Origin of the sequence: Streptomyces sp. NPDC086777 (genome assembly GCF_040702065.1) — a bacterium.
GTDB lineage: Bacteria > Actinomycetota > Actinomycetes > Streptomycetales > Streptomycetaceae > Streptomyces.
Window position 1 is genome coordinate 145,795 of record NZ_JBFBJI010000015.1, and the last position, 20,290, is coordinate 166,084.

Below are 20,290 nucleotides of genomic sequence, written 5' to 3' on the forward strand. Positions count from 1 at the left end.
CCCCGTCAGGCCCCGGCAGGGACCACTTCACGGCCTGACGCCCGCTCCGTCGGCCGGCCGAGGGCGGACCCGCCACCCACGGGTCCGTCTCGCCGCCGAACACCTCGACTGTGCTCCCCCGCCCCATTGTGTTGAGCCTTGCACCCCCTTACTGTTCGACTTTGCCCGAGTCTGTTTGGTGTTGATTGCTCAGTCGGTCTGGAGGCCGCGGTGCGGAGTGATCGGATCGGTTCGGAGGCTGCGAGACCCGGTGGGCGCCGATGGTGGCGGCCCGTCCTCGCGGCGGCGGCGACCATCGCCCTGGCGGCGGGCATGATCGCCCCCGCCGCGGCGGCACAGGACGTCGGCGGGCAGGCGCCCGCCGCGCCCGCCGCGGCCGCCGCGGCCCCGCAGGCCCACACGGTGAGCCTGGACGGCTACTCGTTCCTCGTCGACGGCAGGCGGACCTACCTGTGGTCCGGCGAGTTCCACTACTTCCGGCTGCCGAGCCCGGACCTGTGGCGGGACATCTTCCAGAAGATGAAGGCCGCCGGCTTCAACTCCACCTCGCTCTACTTCGACTGGGGGTACCACTCGCCGAAGCCGGGCGTGTACGACTTCAGCGGGGTGCGGGACGTCGACAAGCTCCTCGACATGGCCCAGGAGGCCGGGCTCTACGTCATCGCCCGCCCCGCGCCCTACATCAACGCGGAGGTCGACAGCGGCGGCCTGCCCGGCTGGCTGACCACCAAGGCCGGGAACAACCGCAGCGACGACCCGCGGTTCCTGAAGTACGCGGACGAGTGGCTGACGCAGATCGACCGGATCATCGCCCGCCACCAACTGACCAACGGCACCGGGTCGGTCATCGCCTACCAGGTCGAGAACGAGTACTACAACGGCTCGGCCGCCGGCCGCTCCTACATGCAGCACCTGGAGGACAAGGCCCGGGCCGACGGCATCACGGTCCCGCTGACCGGCAACAACAACGGCACCTTCAACTCCGGTACCGGCGCCCTGGACGTCGACGGCCCGGACTCCTACCCGCAGGGCTTCGACTGCTCCAACCCCGCGAAGTGGAACGGTGTCCCCGACATCAGCTACGACCACCCGGCCGGAAAGCCGCTGTACTCACCGGAGTTCCAGGGCGGCGCCTTCGACCCGTGGGGCGGCCCGGGCTACGACAAGTGCGCCCAGCTGATCAACGACCGGTTCGCGGACGTGTTCTACAAGCAGAACATCGCCGTCGGCACGACCGCGCAGAGCTTCTACATGACCTACGGCGGCACCAACTGGGGCTGGCTGGGCATGCCGGAGAACTACACGTCGTACGACTACGGGGCCGCGATCCGCGAGAACCGGCAGCTCGACCCGAAGTACTACGAGGACAAGCTCATCGGGTACTTCACGCAGTCGGTCGCTCCGCTGACCAAGACCGAGGCGATCAGGGCCACCCCGCCGGACGACTCCGCCGTCGTCGACACCGCCCGGATGAACCCCGACACCAGGACCCAGTTCCATGTCCTGCGGCACGGCAACTCCACGTCCACCGCGGTCGACAGGACCCACATCGCCCTGGACCTCAACGCCCAGCCGGCCGCGGACACCACCTACACCTGGGACGACCCCGACTCCGCGCTCCAGTACACCGGTTCGTGGTCGCACGTCGCCGACACCAGCTACACCGGTGGCGACTACAAGCACACCGAGTCGTTCTCCAACAAGGCCGGCGACTCGCTCACCGTCCCCTTCGACGGCACCGCGATCCGCTGGATCGGCTCGAAGACGGACAACCACGGATACGCCGACGTCTACCTCGACGGCACCAAGGTGGCGACGGCCGACGACTCCGGCGGCGAGAACCAGGCCGTGCTCTTCCAGAAGACCGGCCTCGCGCCGGGTACGCACACCCTGAAGATCGTCGTCGACGGAACCCACAGCTCGGCGTCGACCGACAACTACGTGGCCGTCGACGCCATCGACGTACCGACGGGCGACTCCGCCACCGAGCCGACCTACCCGGTCGTGCCCCAGCAGCCCGGCACCGCGATCACCCTCGACGGCCGCGACTCGCACGTGATCGTGGCCGACTACCGGCTCGGGGACTCGCAGTTGCAGTACTCGACGTCCGAGATCATGACCAGCGCGACGATCGGGGACCGGGACGTCGCCGTGCTCTACGGCGACCAGGGCAGCGACGGCGAGACCGTCCTGCGCTACGCCACCGAGCCCACCGTCACCGCCACCGGCGGCACGGTCACCACCACCTGGGACGCGGCCACCGGCGACCTGCGCCTCGACTACACGCACAAAGGCCTGATCCGCATCAGCATCAGCGGCGACGGCAAGCGCCCGCTCCTGCTGCTCGCCGGCGACAAGGCCACGGCCGAGACCTTCTGGCGCCAGGACACGGCGGCCGGCCCGGTACTCGTGCGCGGCAGTCACCTGCTGCGCACGGCGACCAGCCTGGACGGCGGCCGCACCGTGGCCCTCACCGGCGACAACGCCGACGACAAGAACATCGAGGTGTTCACCTCCGCCGACCGCGTCACCTGGAACGGCAGGACGGTTCGCGGTGAGGCCACCGGCACGGCGAGCCGCACCGGGACCATACCGACGGCCGCCCCCGTCCACCTGCCGGAGCTGACCAACTGGAAACACGCCGACGAGTCCCCCGAAGCGGCCCCCGGCTTCGACGACTCCAGCTGGCAGGTGGCCGACAGGACGGCCACCAACAGCGTCTCGGGGAGCGACTCGCAACCGGTGCTCTACGCGGACGACTACGGCTTCCACACCGGCAACACCTGGTACCGCGGCCGCTTCCGCGCCAGTGGCAAGGAGACCGGCGTCCACCTGGTCTCCGACTCCGGCGGCGGCGCGCAGGCGTTCTCCGCCTGGCTCAACGGCACCTTCCTGGGCAGCTCCACCACCGGCAGCGCCGACTTCACCTTCCCCACCGGCTCGGTGAACGCCAAGGGCGACAACGTCGTCTCCGTCCTCACCGTGAACATGGGACACGAGGAGGACTACAACTCGACCAACGGCAACAAGACCGCCCGCGGCCTGACCGGCGCCTCCCTGACCGGGGCGCCGCTGACCTCCGTCACCTGGCGGGTGCAGGGCGTACGCGGCGGTGAGGACCTCCAGGACACCGTGCGTGGCCCGCTCTCCACCGGCGGCCTGTACGGCGAACGCGCCGGCTGGTCCCTGCCCGGCTACCCGGACCGCGGCTGGGACCAGGTGTCCCTGCCGACGACCGACACCCGTCCCGGCGTCTCCTGGTACCGCACCGACGCCGACCTGGACCTGCCCCACGGCCAGGACACCTCGGTCGGCCTGACGTTCACCGACGACCCGTCCCGCAAGTACCGTGCCACGATCTTCGTGAACGGCTGGCAGGTCGGCAACTACGTCAACTACCTCGGCCCGCAGCACACCTTCCCCGTGCCCGACGGCATCCTCAACCCCAACGGCCACAACAGCATCGCCATCGCCGTCTGGAACCTGGACGGCAGCACCGGCGGCCTCGGCAAGGTCTCCCTCACCGACTACGGCAGCTACGCCTCGTCCCTGCGCGTCGCGCAGAACGACAGCCCCCGCTACGACGCCGGGAAGTACGCGATGCCGCAGCGCCCGGGGGCTGACGTCACCCTGGACGCGCCGGACACCGCGCAGTCCGCCCAGCTCTTCACGGCCGAGACGACGGTCCGGATCCCGAAGGACCGGCCGTCCGCCTCCCACCTGACCGCTTCGCTCTCGGCCCCCGACGGCTGGAGCGTGACCGCCACGAGCCCTGCCTCGGTCCAGCGGGTGAAACCGGGCGAGTCGGCCACCTTCACCTGGACGGTGAAGCCGCCGGACGGCACCCTCCCGTCCGCCTCGGCGCTCACCGCCACGGTGGACTACGTGCAGAGCGGACGGCAGGCCACCAGCGGTGACGAGCGCATCGTCCGGGGGATCCCGCCGGCCCCGCCGGGCGGCCGGAGCGCGGTGAGCGACCTGCCGTTCCTGTCGTCCACCAATGGATGGGGCCCGGTGGAACGCGACACCAGCGTCGGCGAACAGGCGGCCGGGGACGGCCGTCCGATCACCGTCGCGGGCGTCGGCTATCCCAAGGGCCTGGGCACCAACTCGGTCAGCGACGTACAGCTCTACCTCGCCGGACAGTGTTCCCGGCTGACCGCGCAGGTCGGTGTCGACGACGAGACCGGCGGGGCGGGAACGGTGACGTTCTCCGTGATCGCCGACGGCAGGACGCTGGTGACCACGCCGACGATCCGCGGGAAGCAGGCCGCGGTGCCGATCGACGTCGACGTCAGCGGCGCCCAGGTGCTCGACCTCAAGGTCGGCGACGCCGGCGACGGCAACGGCAACGACCACGGCGACTGGGGGCTGCCGACCCTGACCTGCGGCTAGCCGGACGGCACAGCCGACGCGGCCGTCAGCGCAACGGAGGTTGCATCGCGGGCACTTCACGGTGCCCGTTCTCCTGGCCGAGCAGACCGTTTCGCAACGGAATGGTCGGCCAGGAGGGCCCCATGCCGTGCGGAGTGACCTCGATCGGGTGATTGAGCGGAGGACAAGTGGCGGCATCCGCCCGGGAGTTCTTTCTCGCCGGTGCCGCGCCGGGGCGCGCCGGCGGTGTCCGGGCGTGGTGCGGAAGGCGCTTGCGGGCAGGTTGACGCGCCCGGGGGTACAGCGGCGGGTCGTTCCCGGCGGGGTAATGTGTTCAGGAGTCGAACAGTTCCCCGTGGGAACCATGATGACGGCTGCGACGGGAGACCGGGCCGTCCGGGCCACCCGCATGTGACCTCTGAAGATGGAGCCGATGAACGTGTCGACCCGTGGCAGACGGCTGCGGATCCGGGCCGCCACCGCAGCCGTCGTCTGCGCGATCGCCGTGTTACCAGGCCCGAGTTACGCAATCCCGGGCGCACCGGAACCGCGCGACGGCCAGTCGATCGAGGCCATCCAGGACCAGTTGAACGGCCTCTACCGTCAGGCCGAGGTGGCGACCGAGGCGTACGACGCCGCCGGGGTGAAGGCGACCGAGCAGGAGAAGCGGCTCGCGTCGCTCCACGAGGACCTGGCCCGCACCGAGAGCAGGCTCGCCGACCTCCACGACCTCGCGGGTGCGGCCGCCCGCACGCAGTACCGCGGGGGCAATCTCGACTCCACGGGCCTCCAACTGCTGCTCGGCGACCACCCCGAGCACGCCCTGGACGACGCTGCCCAGGCCCGCCAGGCGCTGCGCGACGTGGTGACCGTGTCCGAGAGCCAGGCGAACGCCCGCGCCGAGCTGGGCCGGCAGACGGACGCCGCCGCCGAGAAGCTGCGGGAACTGAAGAACGCCCGCGCGGACAAGGCCGAGGCGAAGCAGAAGATCGAGCAGAGGATCGCCGAGGCCGAGCAGATCGAGGCGGGCCTGAAGAAGGAACAGACCAGCAAGCTGGCCCAGTTGGAGAAGCAGGAGGCGAAGGAGGCCGAGGCCAGATGGACGGGACCCGGTTCCGGCGGCAGCACCGCGACCGGTTCGGTCCACGGTCGCACGAAGGTGAGCGGAGCGGCCGGGAAGGCGGTCGACTTCGCGCTGGCGCAGATCGGCAAACCGTACGTGTGGGGCGCCGTAGGGCCCTCGTCGTACGACTGCTCGGGGCTGACCTCCACCGCGTGGGCGGCCGCCGGGCACCCCATACCCCGCACCTCGCAGGCGCAGTGGCAGGGGCTGACCCGGGTCAGCCTGTCCTCCGTGCAGCCCGGCGACCTGATCATCTACTACGACGCCACCCACGTGGGCATGTACATAGGCGACGGACAGATCGTCCACGCCCCGCGGCCCGGACGCACGGTCACGACCGCCCCGGCCGCCTCCATGCCCATCCTCGGCGTCGTCCGACCCGGAGTCTGAGCGGATGACCTCCTCACTGACCCCCCGCAACGAGGGAAACCTGCCCGCGCTGAGCGCGCCGCCGCTGATCCGGCTCGACGCCTACGTGGCCGAGGACGGATCGACGGTCGTCAACGGCCATCTGCTGGAGATGGGCGGCACCCGGCCCCCCAACGAGGCGATCCTCGACGCGATCGCCATGTTCGCCCGCACCCTGGGCGCTCCGGTGGCGGCCACCGTCATCGACCGCAGCGTCCTGCAGGTGGCGCGGCTGCGGGTCCACCCCGACGGCTCCAGCCGGACCATCGCCGACGAGGAGGACCTGCCGCCCGGGCGCGAGCGCACCGCCGCGGAGGAGGAGGCGTTCCCGCCGCTCGCCCGCGTCGAGCGCATCATCCAGCACGCGCAGCGCGGGGAGCTGCACGCCGCGTCCGTCCTCGCCAGCGCCCTGCGGGAGCACCTCACCCTGCGCCGGGGCGCCGAGGACGAACTCTCGCTGGAGGCGCGCGCGATCGAGGCGTACCTCGCGTACCAGCGCGGCGACTACATGCTCTCCACCGTCCTCGCGCTGACCGTCGCCCGCATCCGCTGCCGCACCGACCTGAACCGGGCGGCCCCCGAGGTGGCCCGCGCCACCGCGGCGTGGCAGCGGCTGACGGACGACGGCCAGGTCGCCACCCGTGGGCAGGAACTGCTGCACATGTGGGAACACCTGGCCGCGGAGGGCATCCCGCTGGAACCGTCCCACCAGTCCATGGCCCGGGCCGTCCGGAGCCGGCTCGAACGGGGCCCCGGCCCACTGTCGGCCCCGGCCCCGGCCACGGCACCGGCCTTGACGGTGGGTCAGGGACCGATGGCCCCCGAGGACACGCCCCTCAGCCCCACCCGCCGGGGGCTCCGCAGGTTCACCCGGCGCCCCGGCCGCTCCGCCGGGTCCCAGTCCTGAGCGTTCAGGAGGCTCCCGGACACCCGGCGGACACGAGGTGACCGCCGGGTCCTGCCTCGGCAGGGCCGCTCAGTAGGCGTGGTGGACCTGCCAGAACGCCCAGGCCTGGCAGGGGCTGCCGTAGGTGGTGTTCATGTAGTTGAGGCCCCACTTGATCTGCGTGGCCGGATTGGTCTGCCAGTCGGCGGCGACGGAGGCCATCTTGTTGCCCGGCAGCGCCTGCACGAGGCCGTAGGCGCCGGACTCGGGGTTCACCGCGAGGTAGTTCCAGGTGGACTCGTGGTCCACGATGTTGCTGAAGCACTGGAACTGGCCGCTGCCCACGATCTCCGCGGCGATCGCCTTGATCTGCGCCACGGTGTAGGAACTCTGCACCGGGAAGCTGGCGGCGGGGTCGCCGGCCGCGGCCTTCGCCGCCGCCTTCTGCTCGGCCGCGGCCTTCTTGGCCCTGGCCGCCTTGGCCGCCGCGTTCCGGGCGGCCTGCTCGGCGTCCTTCCGGGCGCCCGCGTCCGCCTGCACGGCCATGGCCTCGGCCTGCTGGGTCAGCGACGTGGTCTGCACCCGGGCCTGCTGCCCCGCGGGCAGGTCGGTGAGGAGGGTGGCGTCGGCCGCCGTCGCCTCCGCGTCATTGCTCTGCGCGCTGCTGCCCGAGGCGACACCGACGACACTTCCGACAGCGGTGACCGCGGTGGCGGACGCCACCGCGATTCCCCGGACCGTTATGCGGCTCACGCGCTTCTCTTCCTCTTCGCCCGGGCCACCGTGTGCGGCGGTCGACGGAAGTTTCTCGCTTGACGGGTGGGACAGTTGGAACACTCTTGCGTGCCGGCCCGCCCGACGCAATGCCGGAGGGAGTGCGGATGCTCACACCTTCGCCGGAGCGGGGTCCGGGGGCCACCATGAGCCCCGATGAAAAGTGACGCGAACCGGAGCGACGGCTGGGTCGTCGGGATCGACGCCGGCGGCACCCGGACCCGTGCGGTCCTCGCGGACGCACGTGACGGGCGGGTCCGCGGGGAGGGCGAGGCCGGCCCGGGCAACGCGCTGACCGTCACGGGGGCCGAACTCGCCGCCCATCTGGCCGAGGCGGTCGGGTCGGCCGTACCGGAGGCGATACGGGGGCGGGTCCGCGCGGTGGCCGGCGGTTTCGCGGGCGCCGCGCGGGCGCCGGAGGCGGAGCGCGGCCGGGTACGGGCGCTGGCCGCTCTCGGCGCGGCCCTGTCACGACTGGGGATCCGCGCCGAGGCTGTCGAGGTCCACAGCGACATCGAGGCGGCCTTCGCCGGGGCACCCGGGCACCCGCCCGACGGACTCGCCCTGGTGGCCGGCACGGGAGTGGTCGCCGCCCGGATCGAGGGGCGGGTGCCGGCCGCCACCTCCGGCGGGGACGGCTGGCTGCTCGGGGACGACGGCGGCGGGTTCTGGATCGGCCGTGAGGCGGCCCGCGCGGCGCTGCGGGCCGTGGACGGGCGGGGCGGGCCGACGCTGCTGACCGGGGCCGTCGGCCGGGCCCTCGGGGTTCCGGCCGACACGCTGCCGCCGGCCGGCGGCGGGTTCTGGGCGCCCGCCCGGCGGGCCGCCTACCGGGCGTGGCTGCTGGCCGCCGTGCTGGACCGCCCGCCGGTGCGGCTGGCCGACCTCGCGCCGCTGGTGCCGGAGGCGGCGGCGGACGACGACGTGGCCGCCCGGACGATCCTCCGGGAGGCGGCCGCCCATCTGGCCCGGACCGTCGAGGCGTTGCGGCCACGCCCGGGCGAACACCTGGTCGTCACGGGCGGTCTGACCGCCCCGGACGGTCCGCTGCTCACCCCGCTCGCGGCGCGGCTCGCCGGCCTCACGATCGTGCCGGTGGCGGACGGCCGTGCCGGGGCCGTGGCGCTGGCACGGCTGCTCGCCGCCGGCCACCGGCCCCCGGACGCCCCGTGACCACCCGCACCCGCCGACCCCCGCGCCTGATGGCCGTGGCACACGCGCGACGGAACCGGTCGCCTCACCGAACTCGGTGGCCGGCACGGCCGGCTCAGTACGAACGCCGGGCCTTCACCGTGTGCTGCCCGGCGATGTGGTCGGTCAACGCCAGTGCGGCGCTGGCCCGTTGATAGGTGAGCTGGGCGACCCGGACGTACAGGCAGTCGATGAGCAGCAGCACCGAGTGGCGGGCGCCGATGATGCCGGTGGGGAAGCTGGTCTCCGGGGTGGACGAGATGAGCCGGATGCCGGCCGCACGGGCGAGCGGGGAACGCGGGTCGGCGGTGAGTGCGATCGTGGTCGCGCCCCGCTCCCTGGCCGTCTCGAACGGCTCGGTCGTCTCCCGGGTCGACCCGGAGTGCGAGATGCCGAGCGCGACGTCGGCCGGGGTGAGCAGCGCCGCGGAGGTGACCGCGGCGTGCACCTCGGTCCAGCCGCGCACCGAACAGCCGATCCGGAACAGCCGGGTCTCGGTCTCCTGCGCCACCGCGCCGCTGCCGCCGACGCCGTAGACGTCGATCCTGCGGGCCCGGGCCATCGCCTGCGCGGCCCGCTCGACCGCGTCCAGGTCGATCCGGTCCAGGGTCTGCTGGACGGCCCGCAGGTCCGCGGTGCCGACCACCTTCACCACCCGCTCCAGGCTGTCGTCCGGCGAGATGTCCGGACCGATCTCGGCCGTGCCCCAGTCGGAGACCTCGCCGCGGCCCCGCTCCTGCGCGAGCGCGATCAACAGGTGCTGGTAGGAGTCGAGACCGACGGCCCGGCAGAAACGGGTGACGGTGGCCTGGGAGGTGCCGGTGCGGCGGCCCAGCTCCGCGGCCGAACAGCGTGCGACGGCGGCCGGATCCTCGAGGATCAGCTCGCCCACCTTCCGCAGGGAGCCGGCCAGGCGCGGCAGCTCGGTTCGGATCAGTGCGGTGACGTCGGTCGTGGGCATGGGGAGACCGTACCCGGCACCTTATGAGCCGTCAGTTGAATACCGGGCGTGAACTGCACGCCGTTGCACCGGCCGGCGAGTGCGTGATTTATTGATTCGTCGATCGGGGTGAATCCGGAGTGCTGCGATCCACCGTCGCATCCGGGTTCCGGGCGCCGGCGGTTGCGGGTTCCGGCGGTTCAGGGTTTCGGCGGTTCCGCCCCCGTGACGCGCCTCGGTCGTGCCGGCAGTGGGGAGTGCGCGCGTGTCCGTCGAGTCCGCCAGCGGGTCCGGGACCCAACCGGTGAGCGCCGAACGCTTCGCCCGTGAGGGCCTCGCCGTCCTGCACCGCCTCACCGAGTCCGCCCGCACCGACGTCGCCAGGGCCGCCGGGCTCATTGCCGACTGCGTCCGCGCCGACGGGGTCGTCCAGGCCTTCGGCACCGGCCACTCCCAGGCGGTGGTCCTCGAAGTCGCCGGCCGGGCGGGCGGGCTGGTCCCCACCAACCGGATCAGCATCGCCGACCTGGTCCTCTACGGCGGCGAGCACCCGAGCATCCTCGACGACCCGCTCCTGGAACGCGCGCCCGACGTGGCCGCCCGCCTCTACGCCCTCGCCGACCCGCGCCCCCAGGACCTGTTCGTCGTGGTCTCCAACTCCGGGGTGAACAACGTGATCGTGGGGATGGCCCTGCACGCCAGGGAACGCGGACACCGCCTCCTCGCGCTCACCTCCCTCGCGCACACCCGGGCGGTCCCGGCCGGCCATCCCAGCGGCAGGAAGCTCGCCGACCTGGCCGACGTGGTCCTCGACAACGCGGCCCCGCGCGGCGACGCCCTGCTCGAACTCCCGGGCGGCGGCGCGGTCTCGGCGCTGTCCACGCTGACCGGGGTGATGCTGGTGCAGATGGCGGTGGCCGAGGCGGCCGGCCTCCTCCTCGCCTCCGGCGACCGCCCGCCGGTCTACGTCTCGGCCAACGTGCCCGGCGGCTTCGAGGGCAACCTGGAGCTGGAGCAGCGGTACGCCGGACGGATCCGGCGCACCGCGAGCTGACGGCAGGTCGACCGACGGGCGGGCGCCGCGGGTGCCACGGGAGCGCGAGTTCCAGGGTGCGGGTCACCGGGAGCAGCAGGTCCTCCCGCTGGAGCGCCGCGACCGGCCGGACAGCCACCGGAAGCCAGGTCGCCTCGTCGTGGTGGACCGGGGGGCGGGATCGCCGGCCCGGCGGTCACGTCGAGGACCCCGCGCGGGGGGTGACGCCCGCGCGGTGTCCACCGCGCCGCGGCCGGCGGCCGACGACGTCGCCCGGCCGCGCCGGCCCACCCGTCCGGATCACCGCTCCGAGCCGTGCGGCGCTGACGGGACGCCCGGCCCCGGTGCCCCGGCCGGGTCGGCGGGCGCCTGCCGCGCCCGGCGGTGCCGGGTCCTTGCCTGCGCCCTGGCGGCCTCGGACAGGGCGGGCTGGAGGCGGCGGGCGGCGTCGACGTGGTCGTCGGTCCAGATGATCCGGACCGCGACCGGGGTGGCCCGGCCTTGGCCGTCGCTGAGTTCGGTGCGGACGGACTCCACGAGCCGTGCCGCCCCCTCGGGCCGGAGCGGGACGGCGTCGGGCACGGCCGTACGGCCCCCGAGGCCGGCCGCGAAGTCGTGGTACCAGTCGGTGACCAGGGCCGCCGAGCCGAGGACGGCACGGTGGGCGTCGGCCCGGACGGCCTGGACACGCGCCAGGTCCTCGCCCTGCCACAGCGAGACGACGGCGTCGGCGGCCAGCCGGAGCCCGACGACCCCGGTGACGAGCGTGGTCGCACAGGGCAGCGACAGCGGCTTGGCACCGCGTTCGGAGAGGTAACTGCGGAACGCGTCGTCGAGGCGGCGGGCCGCGGCCGCCGCCATCCGGCCCTGCGGCTCGGGATCGGCGGGAGTGCGGTGACCGAGCGCGAAGTCCACGGCGTCCCCGAGGTAGCGGGCGCTGTCGTCGTACGCCTCGGCGAGCGCCTTGTGGACGGCGGCCCGGGCGCCGCGCGGCCAGAAGAACACCGCCACCACCACGCTGACCAGGCACCCGAGCGCGATGTCCTGGACGCGCAGCAGGGCGATGTGCCAGTTCGGGTCGTGGCCGATGTTGAACAGCACCACGAGCGTGACGGTGAACGCGGCCTGCCCGGCGGCGAAGGAGATGGCGGCGGGCGCGATCCCGGCGCCCAGGACGGCCACGGGGAGCACGAACCACAGCGCCGTGCCGTGGTGGCCGATCAGATACAGCAGCGCGGCGCCCACCACCGATCCGCCGACCGTGCCGAGGACGGCGCGGACGGCGTTCTGGCCGGTGCTGAGCGCGTTGGAGCGGAGCACGGACAGGGTGCCCAGCAGCACCCAGAAGGAGTGCCCCACACCGGTCACCCCGGTCAGGAACACGGCGATCCCGAGGCCCACGGCGCCGCGCAGGCTGTTGTGCAGCCACACCGAGTCGGGCTCGAGGTGGGCGACGGCGCGTTCCCGCGCGGCCGCGAGGGGTGCGGTCAGCGCGCCGGGTTCGAGGCCGAGGAGCCGCTCCGGCCAGCTGCGCTGCCAGGCGGTGGCCGCCGTGTCGACGTTCTCGGCGATCTGCAGCACGGCGAACCCGATCTCCTGGGCGCGGAAGGACACGTCGAGCGTGGCGATGAACCCGTAGACCTCCGCCGTGCTGGTGCCGCCCGGGTGTTCGGCCGGCACCTGGACGGTGGAGCTGTGCTCCATCCCGGCCAGGGCCGCCCGCAGGTCGCTCTCCCGGGTCCGCAGCGGACCGGTGTCCCCGTCCAGGTCCGTGAGCAGGTCGTAGGCCGCCTCCAGGACGTGGGCGGCGGCGCCGCGCACGGTGTGCGCGGCCGGATCGCAGGCCGGCGGCTCGTCGGTGTACTCGGACCGGTCGACGAGGACGCCGCACAGCCAGGTGAGCTGGTCCACCAGCCGGACCAGGGCACGCGAGGTCGCGGACAGACCGGTGGGGCGGCACGTCGTGGCGTCGAAGACCCCGCGCAGCTCCACGCCGGTCCTGGCGGTGTGCTCGGCCCCCGCCCGGCACCGCTCGGCGTCCGACCCCGGCCCGTCCGGCCCGGGCAGGGCCTCGCGGATCCGCAGATACCCGGCGGCGGCCCGGCAGACCGCCGCCGCCGGGGCGCTGAGCGGGTCGGCGACGGGACGCGGCCACAGCAGGGCGACGGCCGGCAGGGCCACCGCCCCCGCCAGGCCCGCGCCGGCCAGGCGCGCGGGCAGTTGCTCCAGGGGCACCGGGGCGGTCACCGGCAGCACGAAGGCCAGCAGCAGCGCCGTCGAACTCCCGGCCAGCACCGAGCTGACCACGCCGGCGAAGAGGACCGCGAACCCGACCACGACCGTGGCCGCCACGGCGAGCCAGAGCCACGGCGCGGCCAGCGTGCCGAGGCAGATCAGCACCAGCCACGCCACCGTGAGCGCCACCTGAGCCCGCAGCCGCTCCACCATCGGCCCGGAGTAGTCCACCAGCAGCAGCATCGAGAACGAGCCGAACGCGGCGTAGCTCGCCATCGTCGGGTTGTGCAGCACCTCGTTGCACAGGGCGAACAGGGCGGGCATCACCAGCGCCGTTCGCCCGGCCCGGCGGGTCGCCGCGAGATCCGGGTCCTTGCCGCGCAACCACGTCACCCACCGTGGCGCCCGCCCCGACATGTCCACCTCCCGCCGGCCCCGGAGCGGCCGGCCCCGACGCCGCACCGCCCACACCACCCATATGCGGTCACCGCCGGGCCGCCCGCAACATTTGCCGGGGCCGCTGAGGGGGGCCCGGGCTCAGCGCACCGGGAAGCCGAACGAGTACCCCTGTCCCTTCAGCCAGGGCAGCACCTCGCGCAGGGCGTCGACCGTCTGGGAGCGGTCGCCGCCGGCGTCGTGGAACAGGACGGTCGGCCCGTTGGGCAGCTCCTCCTTGACGGTGGCGACGATGGCGGCCGTGCCGGGACGCTCGAAGTCCTTCGAGTCGACGTTCCAGCCCAGCGGGCGCATGCCGTGGGAGGCGGCGACCTTGCGGCTGTACGGGGTGAAGGCGCCGCCGGGGGCGCGGTAGTAGAGCGGCCGCACGCCCCCGGACGCCTCGGTGATCATGTGCTCGGCGTCGAGGATCTGCCGGGACTGGTAGGCCTCGGACTTGGTGTCCATGGTGACGTCGTGGGAGACCGTGTGGTCGCAGAGCCGGTGACCGGCCGCCACCACCGCCCTGACCAGGTCGGGATGTGCCTTCGCCTGCGGTCCGATCATGCAGAACGTGGCCTTCACGCCGTACTCCTTGAGCACCTGGAGCACCTTGGGGGTCCAGACCGGGTCCGGTCCGTCGTCGATGGTGATGTTCACGCCCCTCGCACCCCGGTCCGAGGCGTGCGCGATCTCCACGGACACCGCGGCGGGCGCCGCCTTCGGCACGGGACGGTGCACCGGGGTGCCGGCTGCCGTTGCGCGGTCGACGGGACCTGCCTGAGCGGTCCACAGCGAGGCGGCCACGGTCACGGCCGTGACCCCGAGCGCCGCCGCGACCATCTGGCCGTACCATCCCCGTCCGCCGTGCCGCGCCATGTCCGCCCCGATCCTTGCCGTTGAGTCGATCCCGTGCACCCGTCAGGACGGAAGACGGCGGGCACCGGATCCCTCCGTTACCGATCACGGACAATTCCGCGAGAGTTTCGCGACAGGCGCTCTGCGAGATCTCTAACGCCCGGTGGCGCGATCGGTGTTGGCGGCCCGTGCGGAACGGCACACGGAGCACGAGCTTCCGGTCGCGACGGTCACATGGAGATATGCCGAAGTCCTCGGGCGGGCCTGGTCTCGCGCCGAAAGCGCCCCGAAACTGGCGACTGTCAGTCGGCGGCGGCCTGTTCGAGCAGCGTGTGCGCCCAGAACCCCGAGGGAGCAGTCATGACATCGCGCCTCCAGTGGACCCACGGCCGCGGAGAGCACGCCGTCGTCGCGCGCGGGAAGGGGTACGTGGCCGAGATCCTGGTCAGGTTCCTCGTCCTGGCCGGACTGGTGTACATGCCGGTCCTGCTCTTCCACTGGGGGGAGTGGATCCCGTTCGCCGTGGCCGGCGTCTACCTGCTGTGGGAGCTGAGCCGCGTCAGCGACGCCCTCGGCGAACTCGCCGACCTCTGGAACGAGCAGCACCGGCAGCGGCAGGAGCCCGCTCGCAGCGACGCCCTCGACTGACCCGGCTGCGCTCAGGCGGCCCCGCCGACCTCGTGGACCAGCTCGATCGCCCGCCCCAGCGTGCTGAGCCGGTCCTCCAGGGTCTCACCTGCCGGGTACAGGCGGACGGTGTCGACGCCGGCGTCGCGCCAGACCGCGAGCCGCTCGCGCACCATGGCCTCCGTGCCGATCAGCGTCGTGCCGAGCACCATCTCGTCGGTCACCAGACCGGCCGCGCCGTCCCGGTCGCCGGCCTGCCAGCGCTCGCGCACCTCGGCGGCGACCTCGGCCCAGCCCTGGCGGCTGTAGGCGTTGTTGTAGAAGTTGGTGGACGCCGAACCCATCCCGCCCAGGCTGAAGGCGAGTTCCTTCCGGCGTCCGGCGACCATGGCGCCGAGCGCCTCCTCGTCGGCCGCGAAGGCGACCTCCGCGCCCTGGCAGACGTCGAGGTCCGCACGGCTGCGACCGCTGCGGGCCAGGCCCTCGTCGAGGTGGGCGAAGTAGGCGTCGGCGGCGCCCTCGGGCACGAAGCTGGTGCCGAGCCAGCCGTCGGCGACCTCGCCGGTCAGCCGCAGCATCGCGGGGGAGAGGGCGGCGAGATGGACGGGGATGTCGTGCTCGGCGCGCATGGACAGCCGCATCGGGACGGCCTCGCCGCCGGGCAGCGGCAGGGTGAACTCGGCGCCGGAGTAGGAGAGCCGGCCGCCGGCGACCACCTGCCGGACGATCTCGACGGTCTCGCGCATGCGGCGCAGCGGCCGGGCGAAGGGGATGCCGTGCAGCCCCTCGATCACCTGCGGGCCGGAGGCGCCGAGACCGAGCAGGAAGCGCCCGCCGGACAGGTTGGAGAGGGTGATGGCCGTCTGGGCCACGGCCGTCGGCGTCCGGGTGCCGAGCTGCATGATGCCCGAGCCGAGCAGCATCCGGTCGGTGAGCGCCGCGTAGTACCCGAGCGCGGAGGGCGCGTCGGAGCCCCAGGCCTCGGCGACCCAGCAGACGTCCAGGCCCAGTTTCTCGGCCTCGACGACGAAGTCGACCGTCCCGGACCAGTGTTCGCCGCCCGAGGCCTCGATCGTGGTGGCCGTCCGCATCACGCCTCCGCCCGCTTCTTGATCTCGGCGAGGGTGGCGGTGATGCCGCGCTCGAACTCCCGCAGCCGTACGAACACGATCTTCTGCTCCTTGTCGGGCATCCGGTCGATGGCGAAGGACAGCCCGGAACGCCCCGGGCCCAGCTGCATCCACTCCGACAGTTCCGTCCCACCGTCCTGCGGGCGGAGCCGGAACCGCCAGACCGCGGAGGGGTCGGACGGATCCTGCACCGCCCACGCGAACACCGACTCCGGCTCGCACTCGATCACATGGGAGGTGGTCTCCCACGCCCCCAGCGCATCGTGCTCACTGCGGCCGACGAACCGGGCCCCCACCGCCGGACCCGCGGCCCCGTCCAGCCAGGCGACGGACCGGAGCTCCGTGCTGACGTCCGGCATCAGGCCGATGTCGCTGACCAGGGCCCACACCGTGGCCGGTGGGGCGTCGATCCAGGTCCGCACCTCGACCGTGGGTCTGTCCGCGTAGCGTGCGCCCGTCCACTCCAAGACCGTCGGCCTCCTCGCCGTACAGGTGACTGAGCTTCAGGGTTGCTAGATGAGACTTACCTTGTCAAGAGGAGTGCGAGGTGCCGTCCTCAGCCCGTGCCGAACCGCCGGCGGATGTCCGGCCGCTCCCTGAGCCGCTCGGGATAGCCGGGCCCCATCCGCATCGAGGTCTCCTCGGACCTGAGCGGCGTACGGCACTGGGCGCAGACGACCTCGGGCGTGGTGTCGTGGCCGCAGGCCTCGTGGTGGAAGACCACGGGCACGCCCCGCTCCCCGGCCAGCCACCGGTCGCCCCACGCGGACATCGCGGCCAGCACCGCGAACAGGTCCCGGCCCTTCTCGGTGAGGACGTAGTCGTAGCGCGGCGGTTCGGCCTCGTAGAGCCGCTTCTCCAGGATCCGCTCGTCCACCAGGTGGCGCAGCCGGTCGGTCAGCGTGTTGCGGGCGATGCCCAGTTCCTGCTGGAACTCGTCGAAGCGGCGGATCCCGTAGAAGGCCTCCCGCACCACCAGCGGCGTCCAGTGGTCACCCAGCAGGTCGACGGTCCGTGCGATGGAGCACGGCCACTTGGCGAACGACGTCCGTTTCATGGCTCCACGATAGCGAGTCTTGTGAAGAAACTCTGCTGACAGCTACGGTCTCGGATGTGAGCGGACCGCGCAGGCCGCAGCATGAAGCGGGGGGCCGGGCCGCCCGCCGGGCGGCCGCGAACCGTGGATCGAGGTGTCAGACCATGAGGATCGAGGGATCGGTCGCGCTGGTGACCGGCGCCAACCGGGGGATCGGGCTGGCGTTCTGCCGGGCCCTGCTCGCCCGGGGCGCGGCCAAGGTGTACGCGGGCGTCCGACGGCCGGAGGACTTCACCGAGCCGGGGCCGGTGCCGCTCCGCCTCGACGTCACCGACCCCGAGCAGATCGCGGCCGCCGCCCGGACGGCGTCCGACGCGACCATCGTGATCAACAACGCGGGCATCCAGGGCGGGCCGCCCCTGCTGGAGGGTTCCCTGGACGGCGCACGGCAGGAGCTGGAGGTCAACTACCTGGGCACCTGGGCCGTCTCGCGGGCCTTCGCGCCGGTACTCGCGGCCAACGGCGGCGGCGCCCTCGTGAACATGCTGTCCGTGGCGTCGTGGCGCTCGACCTGGCGGTTCCCCAGCTATGCCGCGTCGAAGGCGGCGCAGTGGTCGTTGACCAACGCGCTGCGGGTCGCCCTGCGGGAGCAGGGGACGCTCGTCGTCGGCGTGCACGTCGGCTGGGTCGACACCGACGCCACCGTGGCGGTCGACGAGCCCAAGACGGACGCGGCCGAGGTGGCCGCGCAGACGATGGACGCGATCGCCCGCGACGAGCCCGAGGTCCTCGTCGACGAGACCGCCCGCCGGGTGCGCGCCGCGCTGTCCGGTCCGCTCGAACTCCTCTACCCGAACAGCTGATCGCGCGCCCCGATCGTGCGACGGTGGAGTCAGCAGACCGACGCGAACAACGGTGAGGTGGAGCCATGCAGACCGACTTCGACGTCGTCGTCCTGGGAGCCGGGCCGGGCGGCTACGTGGCCGCGATCCGCGCCGCGCAGCTGGGCCTGCGCACGGCCGTCGTGGAGGGCCGCTTCTGGGGTGGCGTCTGCCTGAACATCGGCTGCATCCCGGCGAAGGCGCTGCTGCGCAACGCCGAGGTCGCGCAGCTGATCCTGCACGACGCGGAGAAGTTCGGCGTGAAGATCAGCGGGGAGGTGGCCCTGGACTACCGCGCCGCCTACGAGCGGAGCCGGGTGGTGGCCGACGGGCGCGTCAAGGGCGTCGGCTACCTCATGCGGAAGAACAGGATCGAGCAGTTCGACGGGCAGGGCACCTTCCTCGACCCGCACACCCTCCAGGTGCGCATGCAGGACGGCGAGAGCACGCTGTCCTTCCGCTCCTGCATCATCGCCACCGGCTCGACCGTGAAGCTCCTCCCCGGCACGACGCTGGGCCGCCGCGTCGTCACCTACGAGGAGCAGATCCTCTCCGACACCCTCCCGTCGAGCATCGTCATCGCGGGTGCCGGGGCCATCGGCGTCGAGTTCGCCTATCTGCTGCGGTCCTACGGCGTCGAGGTCACGCTGGTGGAGTTCCTGGACCGGATCGCCCCGCTGGAGGACGAGGAGGTCTCGGCCGAGCTGACCAGGCGCTTCAAGCGCCAGGGCATCCGGGTCCTGACCTCCACCGCGGTGCAGTCCATCGAGGAGACCGAGGACGACGTCCGCGTGACCGTCCGCTCCGGCGACGCGGAGCAGGTCCTGCAGGCGGAGAAGGTCCTCCAGGCCACCGGCTTCCAGCCGCGGACGGCCGGCTACGGCCTGAACAGCACCGGGGTACGGCTCACCGAGCGCGGCGCGATCGACATCGACGGATTCTGCCGGACCAGCCAGCCGCACATCTACGCCATCGGCGACGTCACGGCGAAGCTGATGCTCGCGCACACCGCGGAGGCGATGGGCGTCGTCGCCGCGGAGAGCATCGCCGGCGCGGAGACCATGGAGCTGGACTACCGGATGATCCCGCGCGCGACGTTCTGCCAGCCGCAGATCGCCAGCTTCGGCTGGACCGAGGCCGAGGCCCGCGCCCAGGGCTTCGACGTGCGGGTGGCGAAGTTCCCCTTCACGGCCAACGCCAAGGCGCACGGTTTCGGCGACACGGTCGGGTTCGTGAAACTCGTCAGCGACGCCCGGTACGGCGAACTCATCGGCGGCCACCTGATCGGACCGGACGTCACGGAGCTGCTGCCCGAGCTGACCCTCGGCCAGAAGTGGGACCTCACCGTGCACGAACTCGCCCGGAACGTGCACGCGCATCCGACGCTGAGCGAGGCGGTCCAGGATGCCCTGCACGGCCTCGCGGGGCACATGATCAACCTCTGACCGATGTCCGGTCGGCCCGTGCTGGGCCGTACCGGCTCCCGCGCATCGCGATCCCGGGGCCGACTGCGATGGCGGTCGTACTATGACGTGACCGCCCAGCAGCCGCCCCGAGGAGTCACCGTGGCCCGCCCCCGCACCGCCGCCCGCACCGTGGAGCACCCCGAGCTGTCCGAGGTCTCGCTCCAGCAGGTGCTGGAGGCGCTGGTGGACCCGGTGCGGCGCACGGTGGTGTCCCAGCTGGCCCGGGCGGGGGAGGACCTGAGCTGCGGGACGTTCGTCGCGCCCGTCTCGCTGTCGACGCTGACGCACCACTTCGCCGTGCTGCGCGAGGCCGGCGTGATCCGGCAGTACTACGTCGGGACGGCGAAGATGAACACCCTGCGCACCGACGAGATGGAACTGCGGTTCCCCGGCCTGCTCTCCGCGGTGCTGGCCGCAGCGGCGCTGGAGCCGGAAGCGGGCGCGGCCCGGACCGGCCGGTGAGCTTATTTCGATCGTGCTCAAAATTTGATCATTGAACCTTGGGGCAGGGTGACTGGGGACGCCGGGTCGATTCCGGCGCGTCTCCTTCCCGATGCCTGCCCCTGGGACGGATGCACCATGGCAAGACTCGTTCAGTTCGACCGGACCGGCGGACCCGAGGTCCTCACCCTCCGCGAGGTCGAGGTCGGCGCGCCCGGGCGGTCGACGGCCGTGAGCCAGGTCTCGAAGCTGCGCTCGATGACGGCCGCGATCAGGTCGTCCTTGTCCTTGAAGTGCCAGTAGATCGAGCTGGCGGGCAGTCCGCACTTGGCGCTGACGGCCGCGATGGAGGTGCCGTCGTAGTCCCGCTTCCCGGCGATCTCGACGGTGGCGTCCAGGATGCGCCGGCGCGGCTCCACCCCGTTCGCGCGCTTCCTGCGCGTCGTCCGCGG

General features: G+C 72.8%; 16 protein-coding genes and 1 pseudogene. 9 read left to right on the plus strand and 8 right to left on the minus strand.

The window, feature by feature from the left end; genetic code table 11:
* The first annotated feature begins 210 nt into the window (after nt 1-210).
* The 3 genes from AB0472_RS22320 to AB0472_RS22330 all read left to right on the plus strand — a co-directional run bounded on the left by AB0472_RS22320 (nt 211) and on the right by AB0472_RS22330 (nt 6,812).
* A complete protein-coding gene (locus AB0472_RS22320) occupies nt 211-4,395 on the plus strand; it encodes a beta-galactosidase (protein ID WP_366358219.1) in 4,185 nt (1,394 codons plus the stop codon).
* Between the two features lie 412 nt (nt 4,396-4,807).
* Nucleotides 4,808-5,887: an NlpC/P60 family protein gene (locus AB0472_RS22325; protein ID WP_366358220.1), complete on the plus strand. Its 1,080-nt coding sequence runs from the start codon at nt 4,808-4,810 to the stop codon at nt 5,885-5,887.
* 4 nt (nt 5,888-5,891) lie between these two features.
* Nucleotides 5,892-6,812: a hypothetical protein gene (locus AB0472_RS22330; protein ID WP_366358221.1), complete on the plus strand. Its 921-nt coding sequence runs from the start codon at nt 5,892-5,894 to the stop codon at nt 6,810-6,812.
* 69 nt (nt 6,813-6,881) lie between these two features.
* Here the strand turns inward: AB0472_RS22330 and AB0472_RS22335 are convergent, their stop codons facing one another.
* The gene (locus AB0472_RS22335) at nt 6,882-7,544 is read right to left on the minus strand and encodes a lytic transglycosylase domain-containing protein (protein ID WP_366358222.1); all 663 of its coding nucleotides are present in this window, start codon (nt 7,542-7,544) and stop codon (nt 6,882-6,884) included.
* 177 nt (nt 7,545-7,721) lie between these two features.
* Here AB0472_RS22335 and AB0472_RS22340 point away from each other — a divergent pair, with 177 nt between their 5' ends.
* Nucleotides 7,722-8,738 (plus strand): BadF/BadG/BcrA/BcrD ATPase family protein, encoded by a 1,017-nt coding sequence (locus tag AB0472_RS22340; RefSeq protein ID WP_366358223.1) that lies wholly within the window; start codon nt 7,722-7,724, stop codon nt 8,736-8,738.
* 94 nt (nt 8,739-8,832) lie between these two features.
* Here AB0472_RS22340 and AB0472_RS22345 read toward each other — a convergent pair whose 3' ends face one another.
* Nucleotides 8,833-9,717: a MurR/RpiR family transcriptional regulator gene (locus AB0472_RS22345; RefSeq protein ID WP_366358224.1), complete on the minus strand. Its 885-nt coding sequence runs from the start codon at nt 9,715-9,717 to the stop codon at nt 8,833-8,835.
* A 244-nt stretch (nt 9,718-9,961) separates the two neighbouring features.
* Between AB0472_RS22345 and AB0472_RS22350 the strand changes: the two genes are divergently transcribed.
* Complete coding sequence (locus tag AB0472_RS22350; RefSeq protein ID WP_366358225.1) at nt 9,962-10,750, plus strand: SIS domain-containing protein; 789 nt, start codon at nt 9,962-9,964, stop codon at nt 10,748-10,750.
* A 279-nt stretch (nt 10,751-11,029) separates the two neighbouring features.
* Here AB0472_RS22350 and AB0472_RS22355 read toward each other — a convergent pair whose 3' ends face one another.
* Both AB0472_RS22355 and AB0472_RS22360 read right to left on the minus strand, forming a co-directional pair.
* Complete coding sequence (locus AB0472_RS22355; RefSeq protein ID WP_366358226.1) at nt 11,030-13,357, minus strand: FUSC family protein; 2,328 nt, start codon at nt 13,355-13,357, stop codon at nt 11,030-11,032.
* A gap of 144 nt (nt 13,358-13,501) precedes the next feature.
* Nucleotides 13,502-14,278 carry a polysaccharide deacetylase family protein gene (locus AB0472_RS22360; protein ID WP_366358227.1) on the minus strand — a complete coding sequence of 259 codons (777 nt, stop codon included), beginning with the start codon at nt 14,276-14,278 and terminating at the stop codon, nt 13,502-13,504.
* A 339-nt stretch (nt 14,279-14,617) separates the two neighbouring features.
* Between AB0472_RS22360 and AB0472_RS22365 the strand changes: the two genes are divergently transcribed.
* Entirely contained in the window at nt 14,618-14,905 is a 288-nt protein-coding gene (locus AB0472_RS22365) for a hypothetical protein (RefSeq protein ID WP_366358228.1), read from the plus strand.
* Between the two features lie 11 nt (nt 14,906-14,916).
* Here the strand turns inward: AB0472_RS22365 and AB0472_RS22370 are convergent, their stop codons facing one another.
* The 3 genes from AB0472_RS22370 to AB0472_RS22380 all read right to left on the minus strand — a co-directional run bounded on the left by AB0472_RS22370 (nt 14,917) and on the right by AB0472_RS22380 (nt 17,071).
* Nucleotides 14,917-15,975, minus strand: coding sequence for an LLM class flavin-dependent oxidoreductase (locus AB0472_RS22370; protein ID WP_366358229.1), 1,059 nt, complete (start codon nt 15,973-15,975; stop codon nt 14,917-14,919).
* Nucleotides 15,975-16,481, minus strand: coding sequence for an SRPBCC family protein (locus tag AB0472_RS22375; RefSeq protein ID WP_366358230.1), 507 nt, complete (start codon nt 16,479-16,481; stop codon nt 15,975-15,977). Before AB0472_RS22375 ends, AB0472_RS22370 begins: the two co-directional genes overlap by 1 nt.
* Nucleotides 16,482-16,570: 89 nt before the next feature.
* Nucleotides 16,571-17,071 (minus strand): helix-turn-helix domain-containing protein, encoded by a 501-nt coding sequence (locus tag AB0472_RS22380; protein ID WP_366358231.1) that lies wholly within the window; start codon nt 17,069-17,071, stop codon nt 16,571-16,573.
* Nucleotides 17,072-17,214: 143 nt separating this feature from the next.
* Here AB0472_RS22380 and AB0472_RS22385 point away from each other — a divergent pair, with 143 nt between their 5' ends.
* The 3 genes from AB0472_RS22385 (at nt 17,215) to AB0472_RS22395 (ending at nt 19,859) form a co-directional block, all read left to right on the plus strand.
* Nucleotides 17,215-17,913, plus strand: coding sequence for an SDR family oxidoreductase (locus AB0472_RS22385; protein ID WP_366358232.1), 699 nt, complete (start codon nt 17,215-17,217; stop codon nt 17,911-17,913).
* 65 nt (nt 17,914-17,978) lie between these two features.
* Nucleotides 17,979-19,376, plus strand: a complete 1,398-nt coding sequence (gene lpdA / locus AB0472_RS22390; RefSeq protein ID WP_366358233.1) for a dihydrolipoyl dehydrogenase — start codon at nt 17,979-17,981, stop codon at nt 19,374-19,376.
* 120 nt (nt 19,377-19,496) lie between these two features.
* Nucleotides 19,497-19,859 (plus strand): helix-turn-helix domain-containing protein, encoded by a 363-nt coding sequence (locus tag AB0472_RS22395; protein WP_366358234.1) that lies wholly within the window; start codon nt 19,497-19,499, stop codon nt 19,857-19,859.
* Between the two features lie 200 nt (nt 19,860-20,059).
* Here the strand turns inward: AB0472_RS22395 and AB0472_RS22400 are convergent.
* Nucleotides 20,060-20,257: pseudogene (locus AB0472_RS22400) on the minus strand (helix-turn-helix domain-containing protein); the annotation flags it as partial.
* Nucleotides 20,258-20,290: the final 33 nt, after the last annotated feature.

Bases quoted from the DNA above. Each gene is read 5' to 3' on its own strand.
- AB0472_RS22325 (WP_366358220.1), top strand. From the start codon at position 4,808: ATGAACGTGTCGACCCGTGGCAGACGGCTGCGGATCCGGGCCGCCACC.
- AB0472_RS22330 (WP_366358221.1), top strand. From the start codon at position 5,892: ATGACCTCCTCACTGACCCCCCGCAACGAGGGAAACCTGCCCGCGCTG.
- AB0472_RS22340 (WP_366358223.1), top strand. From the start codon at position 7,722: ATGAAAAGTGACGCGAACCGGAGCGACGGCTGGGTCGTCGGGATCGAC.
- AB0472_RS22345 (WP_366358224.1), bottom strand. From the start codon at position 9,717: ATGCCCACGACCGACGTCACCGCACTGATCCGAACCGAGCTGCCGCGC.
- AB0472_RS22360 (WP_366358227.1), bottom strand. From the start codon at position 14,278: ATGGCGCGGCACGGCGGACGGGGATGGTACGGCCAGATGGTCGCGGCG.
- AB0472_RS22365 (WP_366358228.1), top strand. From the start codon at position 14,618: ATGACATCGCGCCTCCAGTGGACCCACGGCCGCGGAGAGCACGCCGTC.
- AB0472_RS22370 (WP_366358229.1), bottom strand. From the start codon at position 15,975: ATGCGGACGGCCACCACGATCGAGGCCTCGGGCGGCGAACACTGGTCC.
- AB0472_RS22380 (WP_366358231.1), bottom strand. From the start codon at position 17,071: ATGAAACGGACGTCGTTCGCCAAGTGGCCGTGCTCCATCGCACGGACC.
- AB0472_RS22385 (WP_366358232.1), top strand. From the start codon at position 17,215: ATGAGGATCGAGGGATCGGTCGCGCTGGTGACCGGCGCCAACCGGGGG.
- lpdA (WP_366358233.1), top strand. From the start codon at position 17,979: ATGCAGACCGACTTCGACGTCGTCGTCCTGGGAGCCGGGCCGGGCGGC.